The organism is Pseudomonas sp. ICMP 8385, from assembly GCF_002699915.1.
GTDB lineage: Bacteria > Pseudomonadota > Gammaproteobacteria > Pseudomonadales > Pseudomonadaceae > Aquipseudomonas > Aquipseudomonas gessardii.
Genome location: NZ_LKBY01000118.1, coordinates 1 through 14,824 on the forward strand (window position 1 = coordinate 1; position 14,824 = coordinate 14,824).

Genomic DNA, 14,824 nt, shown 5'->3' on the forward strand with positions numbered 1-14,824 from the left:
CTCGTCGAATTGATTGTTTTTTGATCATTTGGCGAGTTTAAAAGTTGCGCTAGGTGGTATGCCGGGGAAATACATGGCTACTTCAGACCATCCTTAGGTATAGCTTTAGAGATACAAGCCAGTTCGATAATGGGTTGTATACTTATGCCACGTACCACTGCTCCCCTCACTGACGCTGCTTGCCGTACGGCCAAGCCTAAAGATCACCCATACGGTCTGTTCGATGGTGATGGTCTTTTTCTGCTAATCCAGCCTAACGGCCGAAAGGGATGGCGCTTTCGATACACCAAACCCAATGGCAAGCAAGGACTCACGGCGTTCGGCAATTATCCTGTTGTCAGCCTGACAGATGCACGAGCCAAACGTTTGGAGCTCAAACGCCTGCTGACGCAAGGTATCGACCCCATTGAAAATAAGCGCAGCGTCAAAAAAGAAGCTGAGGTGAAAAGCCGAACCTTTGAAGATGTCGCACTGGATTGGCATCGAGACATGTCGCCCAGGTGGACCCCAGGCCATTCAAAAAACGTTTTACGCCGTCTTCAGACCTACGTCTTTCCACATATCGGGGCGCGGTCGATCGTTGAGCTGGACACCCACGATCTCCTCCAGCCTCTGGAAACAATCAAGCAGAAGGGATCAATTGACGTTGCATTGAGGGTAAAAAACTACCTGCTGAATATTATGCGAGAAGCCAAGCGCAGCCGCCTGATTAGCGTTAACCCCGCGTACGATCTCGAAGGCTCGATCAAACCGCGACGCGTGACTCATCGCCCTGCACTGCCTTTGTCACGTTTACCCGAACTGTTGGAGCGCATCGACAGCTATAAAGGCCGCACACTCACTCGCCTGGCCGTTATGCTCTCACTGCATCTCTTCGTTCGCTCCAGCGAACTGCGCTTTGCCCGTTGGAGCGAGTTCGATCTCAAGGGGGCTGTCTGGGAAATCCCCGATACGAGACCTGCCCTTGAAGGCGTCAGCTTTTCAACTCGGGGTACAAAAATGGAGGGCGACATCCATTTAGTACCGTTATCCTCCCAAGCAATTGCACTACTCAAACGAATCCAGGTTATTACGGGTGGGTACGACCTGGTGTTCGCTGGCAACGCCAATCCCCGTAAGCCCTTATCAGAAAATACCGTCAACAAAGCGCTTCGAACAATGGGTTACGACACGCAATCCGAAATTTGCGGGCATGGATTCCGCACAATGGCTTGCAGTGCGTTGGTCGAGTCTGGGATGTGGTCAGTCACTGCGATTGAGCGGCAAATGAGCCATAAAGAGCGAAACAGTGTGCGGGCGGCTTACATTCATAAGGCTGAATTTATTGAAGAGCGTAGGCTGATCATGAATTGGTGGAGTGAGTATTTAGAGGCAAACCGGGATGAAGGGGTTACCCCTCATGATTTCGCCAATCGGTCCCGGGAATCGACCGTTGGTTTTTGGCTCCATTGCTCCCCAAACCCCAATATCGCCGGCAGCCTGGCGACACATCCTGCTCAACGGGCACTACACCTTTAACAGCGAAGGGAAGCTTATTGACCTCGATATAATGATTGAAGGAATGGATCTGGAATGACGAAGCTTTCTGGAGGACCTGCATCTAACCTCCGACAAAAAAATCTGGGGTTTGGGCGTACAGCCCCTAGCTCGGACTTACAAAATCATCTCTGACGCAGCACAGTGAAGGTTCTGGCACACCCCGGCCGGCCATTGTTGCGGCTGCTGAAGTTGGCTTAACGTGCTTTATTTTCCGAATTCTGAAGCGCCCCCTTTTTGTACCTGAAATTTGCCACCAATCACTCTCGCGCCGGATCTCTGCGCAACACCAACATCCCCACAAAAACCACCCCCGCCGCCCCCACCGATATCATCAGCCCATGCCCACTCACATAAGAAACCGTCGCCCCCGTAGCAATCGGTCCCAACACACTCCCCAACGTATAAAACATCGCAATCGCCGTCATGGCCGTAGATACCTGATGCTCCCCCACCCGGTCTCCCGCTTCGATCACGGCCAGGGTGTTCATGCCGCCAATGGCACCGCCCCACAGGAATACGATGAGCGTCGCCAACCAGGGAAGCGACTGGCTGAATGGGATGGCGAGGGTGCCTAGCAGCAGGATCAATCCGCAGACCAATTGGCCGATTTTGTAGGAGCTGCGGTCTGCCATCCAGCCGATGGGCAGTTGCAGCAGGGTGCCGCCAATGCCGAAGACTGAGATCAGCAGGGTCGCAGCTGTGAGCAGGTAGCCGGCCGAGAGGCTGTAGCCGGCCAGGAATGATACGGATGAGGTTTCTGCAAAGCCGGCGATAAAAGCGCCACAGAGCGCGGTGGGGATGACGCTGAATAATTTGCCGTGGCGTTTTTCTGCCGGGGTTTGTGGTTGGGTGTCGTAGGGTTTGAGGGTGAGTGCCAGTACGCCGGAGAGCAGGACGATAACGGCACAGGCGTAGTAAGGCGCGGCGCTGCCGACGCCGAAGACCACCAGCAGCAACGGGCCGACGGCGATACCCAGGCCCATGAGGGTTTCGTGAACGCCAATCGCGCGGCCGCGTTCGTCTTTGGAGGCGACGGCGACGATCCAGGTATCGCAGGCGATCCAGCGCAGGATCAGGCCGATACCGAGGACAAAATTCAGCGCAAAAATCAGCCCCAGGTGGTGGGTCAAGGTCATGCCGATCAGCGCACCAATGGTCAGCACCGCACTGAGGATGTTGGTCTTGACCAGCCCCAGATGGGCGAGCAAATGCGGCACCCATTTGTACAGCAGCAGGATCGCCAGCCACGAGGCGCTGACGATCACGCCGACCTTGGCCGGCTCCACGCCTTGTTGTTCCAGCGACAGCGAAAGCAGCGGCGTGACGGTGCCGATCTGCACGATCTGCGACAGTGCCGAGAGGGTGTTGATCTTGGTGAGGGCAAACCAGCGCTGCTTGTCGGTGTATTCGATGCTCGGACTTTCCATGGGGGATCGACCTGGGTTAAACCGCCGTAAAGTGTTCAAACTGCCACGGGCACAACTCACCTTCGGGCTTGTGGAACAGGGCATTGATGGTGTCCAGCGGCGTCCAGTTGGTCTGGATGCCTTGGAGGCTGCCAAGGAAAGGTAGAGCAATTTCCAGCACGCGTTGGTGGTCCATCTGTTCCGGCTCGACAATTCCACGGTCGGGGTTTTCGATGGCCCAGATAATACCCGAGTACACGCCGGTGGCCACTTGCAGGCTGGTGGCGGTGTTGAACGGGGCAATCTGGCGCGCCTCGTCGATGCTCAGGATTGAGCCGTACCAGTAGGCATTCAGAGCGTGGCCCATGAGCAAAACGCCCAGTGCGTCGACACCACCGGGGGCAATTTCGTCGTTCATGATCCGCTTGGTGTTCTGGAGCCTCCAGCCTCTGCCGACATATTCATGCACCGACAACAGCGCATCGTCGCAAGGGTGATAGGCGTAATACACGGTGAGCCGGTACAGCAGCGTCTCGCCCACTTTGACGGTCAGAAAGTCAGGTAGCGAGATGGCTTCATTGTGGGTAATCAGCAGGCCGGTGCAGGGGCCACCATTGGGCGTCCAGGTTTTCACTGACACCGAGGCGCCGGGGCGTTCCAGGTAAATGGCGCTATTGGAACCGAACAGATGATGATGGGCGAACGGCGGCCAGGTTTTTTCGTGGGAGCCCCAGCCCAATTCGGCAGGCTGCCCGGCTTCGCTGACGAAGCCGTCGACGGACCAGGTGTTGACGAACTCGTCGTCGGTCTTGATGCGTGATGAGCGCTGGGTATCGCGCTCGGCAATGTGGATCACCTTGACGTTCAGTGCCATTGCCAGCTCGCCCCAGGCCACGCCTTCTTGGCCGTCGGGGACGCTCACGTCGAGTTTCGCCGCGAGCTGCAACAATGCAGATTTGACGAAGTGCGACACCAGGCCCGGGTTCGCGCCATGGGTCACCACCGCTGTCGGACCTGGGCCGAGCTCGCTTTTTAGCGACAACAACTGGTCGCGCAACGCATAGTTGGAACGCTGCGAGGTGCTCAGGCTCGGTTCGTTGTAGGTACCGACCCAGGGTTCAATGCAGGTATCGAGGTACAGCGCGCCGTGCGCATGGGCAAATCGGATCAGGTCGGCGCTGCTCACATTCACCGACAGGTTGACGATCAAATCACCCTGGCGGACCACATCGCATAACACACAGCCAAGGTTTTCGGGCGTGAGCGCCACATCGATAAAACTCACCCCGAGGTCAACAAAGGGCTGGTGCTGCTCGATCTGCGGCGCGATCACCACCGCCGATGAAAGCTCGATTGTACGCGCGCTCACCAGCAGCCCGAGGGTCGCCTTGGTGATCGAGCCGAAACCGATGAATACCCACTTTTTGCCGGAAGTATTTGCGTCCTTGCTCATTTCAAATGGCCTCAAGAGTCGTTTCAGATGTATCCAGGTGCTGGCTGCCAGGCGTGGACGTTTCACTGAAGTCCGGGATACGCCCGCTGGCGAAATATTGCTCCCATTCACAAAAGATCTTCGGCACATAAATCAACGGCATGTCGTGCCGATACAAGTCCTTTACCGATTCGGCAAACGCCGGGTCCTGATGGTTGGCGAACCAGTACCGATTGTTGTCATGCAAGTACACCGGGCACTTTTCAACATCGGTCATGGCGATGTAGTTACCCAAGGTTTTTTCGGCAAGACGCTGCCAACCATGTAACACCACTTCGTAGAGTTGTCCGCGTTCTGTAGGGGTCAACTCATATACTTCGCGTTTGAACTTCTGCACGCTCATGTCGCGACAGAACATTGAAAAGGCATAAACATCTGAGTTGAAGTTAACTGCCGGAATCGGTGCAGACATCAAAGGGTCATAAAGTTCGTCGTCTAAGTCATCGGATTGTGGACAAAACACCACCGCATCAAAGTCTTCGAATAACACCTTGGCCTTGGTCACCGGGCACATCAGGTAGAGCTTTTTATTCAGCGCATGGCCGGTCGCCAATGCTTCGGCAGAGAACTCACTGAGCGGGCTGAACAGCGCCGACAAGCGCCGTACTTCCTGAGCCACGCTGTATTGGCTCTGCTCAGGGTGAGTGGTCGGACAAATGATCAAACAGGCCACTACTTCTCGAGCCTCAAGGGCTCGTACATACGCCTCAAAACTCTCCCTGGCCTCATCCGTGGTCCGTGCAATCGCCAACATATAACGTTTTTTACTGAACTCCCGTCGCCCGGCTGCACACCCCAGGCAACTGGTAAACCACTCTCTTATCTCTTCTATTATCTGTTGATCATTCATGAGCCACCGTCCCGATTACGTTCCAAGTGGTGTGACAGCCTGGCATGAGAACAGCTTGATGTATCGGAATTCTGGGAGCAACGAAACCCAAAACCAACGTAATCTATTAGAGTGAACGCCGGTTTTCGGTAAGCGGTCAGGCATCCCATCTTGCATAGATAAGCCGGTTGCCAACGATGCGGCAACAACTCAATTTCACTCGCCCGCTGCGTCGGCAGGCGAGTCAGAACGTCCTTCAGATAGGCATACGCATCGTGCCCGTTAAGCTTGGCCGATTGGATCAAACTCATCAGCGCCGCCGCACGTTGACCGCTGCGTAGGGAACCGGCGAACAGCCAATTTTTGCGTCCAAGCGCCCATGGCCTTATCTGATTTTCGATGTGATTGTTGTCTATCGGCACCGTGTCGTCATCCAGATAGCGACTCAACGCCACCCAGCGTTTGAGGCTGTAGTCCAAGGCTTTGGTAATCCCCAAACCTTCATGCACAAGCTCGCGCAGGGCGATCATCCAGGCATGAAATGCGCCCATCAGAGGCGCTGCTTTTTCCTGACGTATTTGTCGTCGGACATCCGGTTCTAAATCGCGGACTTCGCGTTCAACTTCATGTAAGGCCGCGATGTAACGCAGTGCTTGCTCGGCAAGCACGCTTTTGCCTGTGATGTGCAAGTTGTATAACTTGCGGCGGGCGTGGGTCATACAGCCGATTTCCGTGACGCCGAGTGCAAAACTGGCTTTGTAGCCACCGTAGTCATCACAGACCAACTTACCTTTCCAATCTCCCAGAAAGTTGCGGGCATACTCGCCCGAGCGGCCGGGGCTGAAGTCATACACCACCGCGCTGATCGGTGCGGTTGTCGTTGTCGCATAACCCCAGACGTAAGCCCGATGGGTTTTCTTCTCGCCCGGTGCGAGCATCTGCACCGGCGTTTCATCGACATGCACCACGTTGTGTTCAAGCACGACTTCGCGCAGGGCATCGACCAGCGGCTGCAACTGCACGCCGCAAACACCGACCCAACTGGCCAAGGTTGAACGAGGAGTTGCAAGATCGGCCCGCCCGAAGATTTGCTCCTGGCGGTACAGCGGTAAATGATTGGCGTATTTCGCGATCATCAACTGGGCCAGCAGCCCGGAAGTCGGGATGCCTTTGTCGATGACTTGCGCGGGAACCGGAGCCTGGATCAAGGTTTCGCAGTTGTTGCAGACCCATTTGCCGCGAACGTGCCGTTCAACGCTGAACACGCCCGGCGTGTAGTCGAGCTTTTCGCTGACGTCTTCGACGATATGCTTGAGGGCGCAGCCGCATGGGCATTGGGTGTTGTCAGGTTCGTGATGAATTAGTGTGCGAGGAAACTCGTCAGGCAGAGCAGTACGTTTGGGGTGCTGACGGGCTGGTGATTGCGCGGGTTTGGGGGCCAGGATTTCAAGCTCGGCTTCGATGGCGGCCAGGTCGGCTTCAATCAGGTCGTCGAGCAAGCTGGCCTGACCAGGGCTTAAGGACTCGGAACGTTTGGCGAAGCGGTGACGCTTGAGCTGGGCTATCTCGTGAATGAGCTGCTGGTTGCGGGTCTTTTGGTGCAGCACTTCTTTATCAAGGCGTTCGACATGCTCAAGCAGTTGCGCAGCGAAGCTGCGCAGTTGTTCGGTGTCGAGCTGATCGAGAGGGGGCATAGGAATCATGGCGATGACTCTGCCCGATCTGCTGATCGATGTCTGTCATCCATGTCTCTTAATGGTTACGGATGGCTCCGTCAGACCCAAGCCGCTGCCAGGGAAGACCGACCACCAGAGCCTGTAACTGCTCGGGACTTAACGCCATCTGATTGCCATGCCGATTACCTGGCCAGGAGGATTTTCCCTGATGCAAACGGCGTGCCGCCAGCCAAACGCCCTGGCAAACTCAGTGGGTGAAGCACCGCTTGAGCGTTACAACGTGGCACCAACCACCCAAGTCGCCCTGCTCCACCAGCAAGATGAAACGCTACACGCAGACCTGGTGCGGTGGGGTTGGCTTCTTGCCAGTGGCCCATGCGCTACCCTGCTGGTGCCATCTCGACCGCTACACAACGCCCTTTCGTCCGCACCTTCTGCACCAGCCGCGCTCTGTTGACGAACACATTGATCTCGCAACTGCCTGAGTGCTGTACGTCTTCCCAGTATTCTGCGTGCACAAGTTGCCCGTTCTGCGGCCCCGTGTAAGTACCCGCTGCTTCACGTGAGACATAGCTACTGTCACGTACATACCTAAGCACTACCATATCTTCCGCCGGCGCCACCATGATCTGCCTTGGCACACCGAAGAAGTCGATCAGTTCGCCCACCGGGCGATCTTTCCAGGCACTGCTGGCCGACAATGATGCACAGCCACTGAGCAAGGTGGCGAGCAGGGCCAACATAAACAATCGGTTCATAAGGTCTTCTCCCTGAAGGTCGCGTTACTTGGCAGGCATCTGCGCGAACCCTTCATCTATCTTCTGCATGATGGCCGTCTTGGCGGCCTCGCGGTTCAATATCTCGAAGAACTGCGGCCCTGCCTTGCTCATTTGCGACGCGGACATCACACCCAAGTGCTCCATCTTCTTGGCCTGGCGTTCAGTCGGCTTACAGACAAAGTCACGGCTTTGCACCAACCAGGCGTCAGGTTTGCTCTGCCATTGGCTGGAATACTTCGTATTGCGAAGCTCATTGAACACGCTGCGAAAATCCGCTGCCCCCATTATTCGCACGCGGTTCTTCGCACAATCGATTTCGACATCGTAAGCGGTGAAGTTGGGTTTACCGGGCTCTTCGTAAAGTTGATAGACACCCAATGATTTCGCGCCACCTGGGCGATTGACGATGTGAGTGGGGTCGCCGTCTGCGATGAACACCTGATTCTTGCCCAAGGCACCTTGGTGGTGAACGACCCAGAAGTCGCCCTTCAGCACTTCGCTCGCCTGGGCAGAGAGGGCACTACACAGTAATGCGACAGGTAGGAGATGCCTTGTAAAAGCGATCATAGGGGCGGTCCTTTGCCGTTATTTTTGAAGACAATAGCTTCACACCCTGGACATGAGGCAAAGGGCCACCTAGCACATTCGTACTATACATAAGAGACTTCTACGCCAATACCATCGTGACACAGGCGGCCATGTGCTTCGGCGCTAAAGCACTAGAAAAAGGATTCTGGAAAATGTTAAAGAAAATAACCATAGCTGGTTTCACTCTTGCACTTACAGGATGCGGACTTCTTCCTCCCCCAGCGCCACCCGCTCCCCCCACAGTCGAGCACTCTATTGCAAGCAAGACCGAAATCGCCGATGCAAAAAGAAAGCTGCTCAGACGTATATCAGACCCTGACTCCGCGAAATTTGAAACTATTTACAAATTCAAGGGGCGCTTCGCTAGCGGTAAAAGCTATGAAGGAGTCTGTGGGTATGTAAATTATAAAGGCGCAGAAGGTGGCTATGAAGGATTTACACCATTTATGGTCGTTGGAGATGTGGTCTCTTATTACGGTGACCATTTACCACACAACTACCATATCCTCAAAAGTTTTTGCACAAAGTCACGATCAAGCTAATAGGCAGAGGCCGGTAAGTAAAGGTCAAGTTAGCCTTTGAGATCAATAGCAAGTACTACCGAACCTATATTAATACTTTCCTAGGCTAGTGCCCCGAATGGCTAGCCGGTCTGGATGTTAACGCATCCGCCCGGCTCACTTCTTTTCAGACTGTTGTTTCGCGCCTATAGGCCTGACAGGCCTTGAGTAGGATTAGGTCTCGGTCGTCGGCTTGCATGATGAACTTCATACAGGCCCTTATCTTTTCCGCAGCGCAATTTTAGACCCCTCTCTGCAACTCCCATCATCCGGCGTCCTGCCAAGCGTTTTTCACGTGTACGGCGTAGCAACACGCGAGCTTTTGTCATAAAACAGCCGAGTGTCAGTGATAGGTTCACATCAGGTCTCACTTCATCAAAGGAATGGATTATGAACGCCTCATACCTGCTGATGCTGGGCGCACTGGGTCTAACACTTTCACCGTTGATCTACGCCACGTCCGAGGTTGATGCCGAGGAAAAAAGTCAGTTACGCAAGCTTTTTTGCGAGTCAAAGGGCGGATCTGATGTTCATCGGCACGGTCCTTGAATTCAGTTATGCCGATCCCGTTTACTCACGGATTCGCTACGGGTCTACCCGAGCCACCGCAAGCATGACGATAACGCAGTGAGGCTGACCATGAGGAATATGCCTGGTTTTTTCAGAACCGTTGCCAGAATGGGCGTATTGCTGACAACGATACCGTTGTCTCTTTCTGGCTGCGCTCAAGAACCGCCCAAGACGGTAAGCCAAGACGCCACGCGACGGGTGTCGGTGATCTGCTCCAGCAGCATCCCTACGGACGCCACCCCGTGTCAGCAAAAAGCCGAATCGGTATGTCAAGGTGCCGTGAAACTACACTCCGTCAAACCACCCACCAAGGTCATCGTCGCAGAAGGCATCTCCCAGCACCCATTAACGGTTGCCTACACCTATGACACGGTTTACCTCTGTGAGAACTTACCCTCAAGCACGTTGTGACACGACCGCATCGGCGCCGCCCATCTATTGATGGCCTGGTTCCCAGCGTTACGCACCTGTGCGCCCCACAACTTTACTACCTGTTCCGCCCTGCAAACTCGTGAACTCAAGAATCACCGTAAAACGCTGCTGCTCAAGGATCACCTCAATCTGCCAACCCAATTTTGCGCATAACTGACGCATCAATTGCAGCCCCAGGCCGTAACCGAAATCATTGGACTCCTCCCGCGGCTTGGCCTCCCGGACGTGATTGGCAATCACCAACCGGGGATAGTCGAAGCTGATTTCTACCTGGCCTTCTTCCGCGTATTGCAGCGCATTGCGCAGGAAGTTGCCGATCACGATGCGACACGCGGTGGGGGGGAGTCGGCAGGGTTCGTTGTGGATGTCGACAAGCAGCTCGATATCCCGGTTGCCGATCAGGTAGCGATGTTTGTCAATCAACTCGCCCACCAACGCGCTCAGGTCAATGTCTTCCTGCGGCAACGGTTCGGGGCGCTCGCGGCTCATCCACAGCAAGGTCTCGGCGATAAGCTGCATATTCAGCACCGAGCGCTCAATACGTTGCAGGGCGGGTGGCAGGACACCGCCGGCCTGCAGGGTCAGCAGTTCTATATTGGCCTTGAGCACCGCCAGCGGGGTTCGCAGTTCATGGCTGGTGTAGCGCAACAGGCGCCCTTCGCGCTGGCTGGCGGCCTGCACTTGCTCAACACTCTGGGCCAGGGCGTCGGCCAGGGTATTGAACTCCTTGAAGCTGAAATCCGGGCGTTTGCAGGCCATGGCATCAGGGTTTTTCAGGGTGCCGGACCATTGGGCCAGGCGCCCCAGCGGCCGCACCAGCCACCAGACCAACAGGGCGATGATGATCAGCGCCGGCACGAACACCGCCAGGCTGATAAACACGACGCCTTGCAGGACCTGGTCAAAGTAGGCGTCGGACAGCGGCGTCTCGACCTCGCCACCCTCTTCGTGATCATGGTCGATGTCATACATATACAGGGTCTTGCCGTCGCCCAGGGGCTGGGAAAGGACCGCCCGGACCTCTGTGTCGTCGTCATCGGAGTCGGTATCACCAAAGACCTGGACCGCGCCGAAGGACATGCTCGGCGGTGCCTTGAGCAACTCACGCACACTGGCCGGCAAGGCTTCCTTGCCGATGACGGACTCGAAGAAGTAATTGTGCGGGGGTGGCGTGGTCGGGTCCTTCTCGTAGTGCCTGACGAAATACCGGGCCTCCTCTTCCATCATCGCGCTGGCGGTGTAGAGCAGGCCGCGCACGGTGTATACCGGCAGCAGCTGGCTGTAGATCAGTAACACCACGGCAATCAGGAACAGGAAGCTGCCGCTGATCACCCACTTCAGGCTCAGGCCGTTACGCATGGGGTTTGACCTGAATACCGACCCCGGGAAGGGTGTGGATCAACGGCCGGTTGAAGGGTTTGTCGACCGCCTTGCGCAGCCGATGCATGTGGACCTTGAGGGTATTGCTGTCCGGCGGTTCGTCGCCCCAGATTGTGGTTTCCAGGCGTTCCCGGGGCACGGGTTCAGGGCTGGCGCGCATCAGGTACTCCAGCAAGGTCCAGCAGATGGGCGACAAATGCAGTACCTGCCCGGCGCGGCTGACGGTGCGGGTCGTCAGCTCCATCACCAGGTCGTCCACTTGCAGGCGGCTGGTCTGGCTGCTGCGGCGCATGCTCAGGGCACGAATCCTGGCGACCAGTTCGGCCAGCTCGAAGGGCTTGACCAGATAGTCGTCGGCGCCTGCTGCAAAGCTGGCGAGCTTGTCCGGGAGGGCGTCCAGTGAAGTGAGCATCAGGATCGGCGTCTGGCTGCCTTGCGCGCGTAACCGTTCGCACACTTGCTGGCCGTCCAGGCGCGGCAACATGATGTCCAGGAGGATCACGTCGTAATGCTGGTCGAGTGCCAGGTTAAGACCGGCCTGGCCATTGCTGACGTGGTCGCAGACCATGCCGCTGATCTCCAGGTATTCGATGATGGTCGTGGCCAGGTCAAGGTTGTCCTCGACCAGCAACAGATGAATATGCACGGGAACGTCCCCTCGGACAGGTGTTGCGCAGAGGGTTGAAGGATAACGGAAGTCGCGCGATTTCCCGTGGATGTTTACCTCGCGTTAACCCGCCACTCTCTAAGCTGGCCTCTTCCTATCCAGAGGTCATCACCGTCATGAACCGTTACTCGATGGTCAAAAGAGTCCTGCTGGCCTTGATTCTCTTCGCCCTGATGGCCAGCGTCCTGCCCGCTCGCGGGCATCGGGGGGAAGGCAGCCGGTTTCTGCTGGGCACGAGCATCGAGCAGGCAGCTCCGTGCTGTGGCGCCAATGCCTTCCGATAGCGGCACCCGTTACACCTGGCAGGTGGTGATATGCCTGGGGGTGATTATGGGGGTATCGATTGCGATGGGCGCCTATATCATGCATTTGAATGCGCGCATTGATAAGCAGCGAGAACTGTCGCCGGTGTATCTGCACGACTGTGACAGCGGGCGCGGGGGGTTTATTGTCTACCCCGATGGCCGGCGCAGCAGTGACAATTGCTACCCCATCGATGAGGCTGAAGCGACGGGCGCCGACCTGACGCCGGACCTGCCAGGCCCGCGCCGCACGGAATGGCTCAAATACATCCTGCCTGCCGCTGAGCCCGCCCCAAGAACGCCCAAGGGGGCCCGGACGGTCTGATCAGCACCTCCAGGCCCCAGCCCAAACCCCGGCACACCAGCCTGCAAGCTGCATCTGATACGCTTTTTTCTTTATCAGCTGCATCTGTACCGAACAGCCCACAACCCCGACAATGGCTCATCGGCAGGAACCCTCCTGCCACCCTTCTGCCTTTTGGAGGCCCCATGGCTAAGATGGCACTTTTTCTGTTTGGGTTTCTGGCACTGACCATCGGGATCGGCCTGCTTGCCACCATCTCACCGGTCTGAGCCCTGGCCCGCAAAGGCCTCGGCTCTTTAGCCGGCAAAAAACATCGGGTACAACGACAGCACCAACAGCCCCGCCATCGACCCGTTGAAGATTTTCAACCAGCGAGGCTCACGCAGGATATTGCGCAAACCGGTGCCACACCCGGCCCACACGCACACACTGGGCAGGTTGACCACGGCAAACACCACGGCGATGACCAGCACGTTGGTGAAGTAACCTTCAGCCGGTGTATAGGTGGTGATCGCCCCCAACGCCATGACCCAGGCCTTGGGGTTGACCCATTGGAACACCGCGGCGGCAAGAAAGGTCATGGGCTTGCGCTTGCCGTCCGTGTCGTCTGACATCGCGCTGGAGGTCGCAATCTTCCACGCCAGGTACAACAAGTACGCCGCCCCGATATAACGCAACGCGGTGTACGCCCAAGGCAATGCCTTGAACACCTCCCCCAGGCCCAGGCCGACCGAAATCACCAACACCATAAAGCCCACGCTGATCCCCAGGGCATGGGGAATCGAACGGCGAAAACCGAAGTTCACCCCCGACGCCAACAGCATGGTGTTATTGGGGCCAGGGGTAATCGAAGAGACGAAGGCAAACAGCGCAAAGGCCGACAGCAGGCTGGTGGACATCAACATGGGGCGTTATCCGGGCAAATTATTGTTGCCCTGACAGTAGAGCGTTCTGTGACGCCTCGCCCCGTACAGCTAGGGGTAGATCGAGAGATACAATTTGGAGGGTGTTCCGCCAAGTTCCCCACTCAAGGCCGCTGACAACCTGCAATAAAGATCCATGTGGGAGCTGCTGCGATGAGCCTAGTACTCTGGATGGTTCAACCCCGCTCTGCTATGGTGCTGTCATCTGAAAACCCTGGCTGTCGCGCACCTACAGCCCTCAAGGAGTCAGCATGTTCAGCCACATCACCGTAGGCACCAACGACCTGGATAAAGCCGCCGCATTCTACGATGCCGTATTGATCCCACTGGGCCTGTGCCGCCGCCCTGTGACCCCGGATGACGGGCCCTCTTCCGCTTGCTGGATCACCCCAGGCAGCCCAATGCCACGTTTCTATGTCTACTCCCCTTACAACCGCCAGGACGCCACAGCGGGCAATGGCAGCATGGTGGCTTTCTCTGCCCCCTCTCCCGATGCCGTCGATGTGGCTTATGCCGCCGGAGTGCTGGCGGGTGGACTCAATGACGGCGAGCCCGGCCCACGCCCGCATTATGGCGACGGTTACTATGGCGCCTATCTGCGGGACCCGGACGGGAACAAAGTGCATATCGTGCATCGCGGCGATCTCCAGGCCACGGCATAAAGGCCAGACCGCTGCGAATAATGGCCGCGCTTCTCAAGCCCCAAGTTCCATCCAACTCAACCGGAACGCTGGGTCACTGTCAGTAAGATCCCGAAGCCCACAAGCAGGCCGCCAAAGATGCGATCAATCCAATGTCGCGCGGCCATTAACCGTTCGCGCACCATCCCGGCCGAGAAACATAGCGCGACAAGGCTGAACCACAGCACATGCGCGCCAGCGATAAATAACCCATAGGCCATTTGCACGGTCAACGGGGTGTCTGCTCGTACTACCCCCATGAACAGGCTGACGATGAAGATCGATGTTTTCGGATTCAACGCATTCGTCAGAAACCCCGTACGCAGCGCTGCCAGATCCGACATAGCCGGTGGCGCGGCGTCCAACGGTTCAAGGGCCGGCTTGGAGCGAAGCATCTTGATGCCCAAGTAGACGAGATAGGCCGCTCCAGCCAGCTTCAATACATTGAACAACCAAGGTGTCTGTTGCAGCACCACCCCGAGCCCAAGCAGCGTGTAGCCCACGTGGACAAGCACCCCCAGGCCAATTCCCACAGCGGTGAACACCCCTGCCCGTCGAGACAGGAGCAATCCGTTGCGCGATACCATGGCGAAATCTGGCCCCGGACTGATGCATGCAAGGAGTGTGATGGTGATTACTGCTATCCATTCGCCCATGTTGTACCCTTTGATCTATTGGTCGTATGACGCAATATTTA

At 56.7% G+C, this 14,824-nt stretch carries 15 protein-coding genes and 3 pseudogenes; 7 read left to right on the forward strand and 11 right to left on the reverse strand.

Annotation, left to right across the window (positions count from 1 at the left end):
- Positions 1 to 144: 144 nt before the first annotated feature.
- Positions 145 to 1,419, forward strand: a pseudogene (locus tag AO268_RS22775) (tyrosine-type recombinase/integrase); the annotation flags it as partial.
- 377 nt (positions 1,420 to 1,796) lie between these two features.
- Here the strand turns inward: AO268_RS22775 and AO268_RS22780 are convergent.
- The 5 genes and pseudogenes from AO268_RS22780 to AO268_RS33855 form a co-directional block, all read right to left on the reverse strand.
- On the reverse strand, positions 1,797 to 2,966 hold the full coding sequence (locus AO268_RS22780; protein ID WP_076964676.1) for an MFS transporter: 1,170 nt from the start codon (positions 2,964 to 2,966) through the stop codon (positions 1,797 to 1,799).
- Between the two features lie 16 nt (positions 2,967 to 2,982).
- Positions 2,983 to 4,398, reverse strand: coding sequence for a saccharopine dehydrogenase C-terminal domain-containing protein (locus tag AO268_RS22785; protein WP_099169943.1), 1,416 nt, complete (start codon positions 4,396 to 4,398; stop codon positions 2,983 to 2,985).
- Between the two features lies 1 nt (position 4,399).
- Positions 4,400 to 5,287, reverse strand: coding sequence for a hypothetical protein (locus tag AO268_RS22790; protein ID WP_141562838.1), 888 nt, complete (start codon positions 5,285 to 5,287; stop codon positions 4,400 to 4,402).
- Between the two features lie 164 nt (positions 5,288 to 5,451).
- Positions 5,452 to 6,969 (reverse strand): annotated as a pseudogene (gene tnpC, locus AO268_RS22795) (IS66 family transposase); the annotation flags it as partial.
- 49 nt (positions 6,970 to 7,018) lie between these two features.
- Complete coding sequence (locus tag AO268_RS33855; protein ID WP_176561408.1) at positions 7,019 to 7,156, reverse strand: hypothetical protein; 138 nt, start codon at positions 7,154 to 7,156, stop codon at positions 7,019 to 7,021.
- Between AO268_RS33855 and AO268_RS33290 the strand changes: the two are divergent.
- Positions 7,118 to 7,300: pseudogene (locus tag AO268_RS33290) on the forward strand (hypothetical protein); the annotation flags it as partial. The gene AO268_RS33855 and the pseudogene AO268_RS33290 overlap by 39 nt on opposite strands.
- A 22-nt stretch (positions 7,301 to 7,322) precedes the next feature.
- Here AO268_RS33290 and AO268_RS22810 read toward each other — a convergent pair.
- Together AO268_RS22810 and AO268_RS22815 are read right to left on the reverse strand one after the other, a co-directional pair.
- Positions 7,323 to 7,700: a hypothetical protein gene (locus AO268_RS22810; RefSeq protein ID WP_076964673.1), complete on the reverse strand. Its 378-nt coding sequence runs from the start codon at positions 7,698 to 7,700 to the stop codon at positions 7,323 to 7,325.
- Between the two features lie 24 nt (positions 7,701 to 7,724).
- Positions 7,725 to 8,288 (reverse strand): hypothetical protein, encoded by a 564-nt coding sequence (locus AO268_RS22815; RefSeq protein ID WP_076964672.1) that lies wholly within the window; start codon positions 8,286 to 8,288, stop codon positions 7,725 to 7,727.
- A gap of 173 nt (positions 8,289 to 8,461) precedes the next feature.
- Here AO268_RS22815 and AO268_RS32460 point away from each other — a divergent pair, with 173 nt between their 5' ends.
- Positions 8,462 to 8,851: a hypothetical protein gene (locus AO268_RS32460; protein ID WP_141562839.1), complete on the forward strand. Its 390-nt coding sequence runs from the start codon at positions 8,462 to 8,464 to the stop codon at positions 8,849 to 8,851.
- 408 nt (positions 8,852 to 9,259) lie between these two features.
- On the forward strand, positions 9,260 to 9,418 hold the full coding sequence (locus AO268_RS32795) for a hypothetical protein (protein ID WP_169901875.1): 159 nt from the start codon (positions 9,260 to 9,262) through the stop codon (positions 9,416 to 9,418).
- A 480-nt stretch (positions 9,419 to 9,898) separates the two neighbouring features.
- Here the strand turns inward: AO268_RS32795 and AO268_RS22820 are convergent, their stop codons facing one another.
- Both AO268_RS22820 and AO268_RS22825 read right to left on the reverse strand, forming a co-directional pair.
- Complete coding sequence (locus AO268_RS22820) at positions 9,899 to 11,230, reverse strand: sensor histidine kinase (protein WP_099169945.1); 1,332 nt, start codon at positions 11,228 to 11,230, stop codon at positions 9,899 to 9,901.
- Positions 11,223 to 11,897 (reverse strand): response regulator transcription factor, encoded by a 675-nt coding sequence (locus AO268_RS22825; RefSeq protein WP_076964670.1) that lies wholly within the window; start codon positions 11,895 to 11,897, stop codon positions 11,223 to 11,225. The genes AO268_RS22820 and AO268_RS22825 overlap by 8 nt, the downstream gene beginning before the upstream one ends.
- Positions 11,898 to 12,034: 137 nt before the next feature.
- Between AO268_RS22825 and AO268_RS32800 the strand changes: the two genes are divergently transcribed.
- Positions 12,035 to 12,202 (forward strand): hypothetical protein, encoded by a 168-nt coding sequence (locus AO268_RS32800; protein ID WP_169899143.1) that lies wholly within the window; start codon positions 12,035 to 12,037, stop codon positions 12,200 to 12,202.
- On the forward strand, positions 12,189 to 12,545 hold the full coding sequence (locus tag AO268_RS22830) for a hypothetical protein (RefSeq protein ID WP_232243949.1): 357 nt from the start codon (positions 12,189 to 12,191) through the stop codon (positions 12,543 to 12,545). Before AO268_RS32800 ends, AO268_RS22830 begins: the two co-directional genes overlap by 14 nt.
- Before the next feature lie 275 nt (positions 12,546 to 12,820).
- Here the strand turns inward: AO268_RS22830 and AO268_RS22835 are convergent, their stop codons facing one another.
- Entirely contained in the window at positions 12,821 to 13,429 is a 609-nt protein-coding gene (locus tag AO268_RS22835; protein ID WP_076964668.1) for a LysE family translocator, read from the reverse strand.
- A 269-nt stretch (positions 13,430 to 13,698) separates the two neighbouring features.
- Here AO268_RS22835 and AO268_RS22840 point away from each other — a divergent pair, with 269 nt between their 5' ends.
- Positions 13,699 to 14,109: a VOC family protein gene (locus AO268_RS22840; protein ID WP_099169946.1), complete on the forward strand. Its 411-nt coding sequence runs from the start codon at positions 13,699 to 13,701 to the stop codon at positions 14,107 to 14,109.
- A 56-nt stretch (positions 14,110 to 14,165) separates the two neighbouring features.
- On the opposite strand, the gene AO268_RS22845 is transcribed toward AO268_RS22840, so the two are convergent.
- A complete protein-coding gene (locus AO268_RS22845) occupies positions 14,166 to 14,783 on the reverse strand; it encodes a LysE family translocator (RefSeq protein WP_099169947.1) in 618 nt (205 codons plus the stop codon).
- Positions 14,784 to 14,824: the final 41 nt, after the last annotated feature.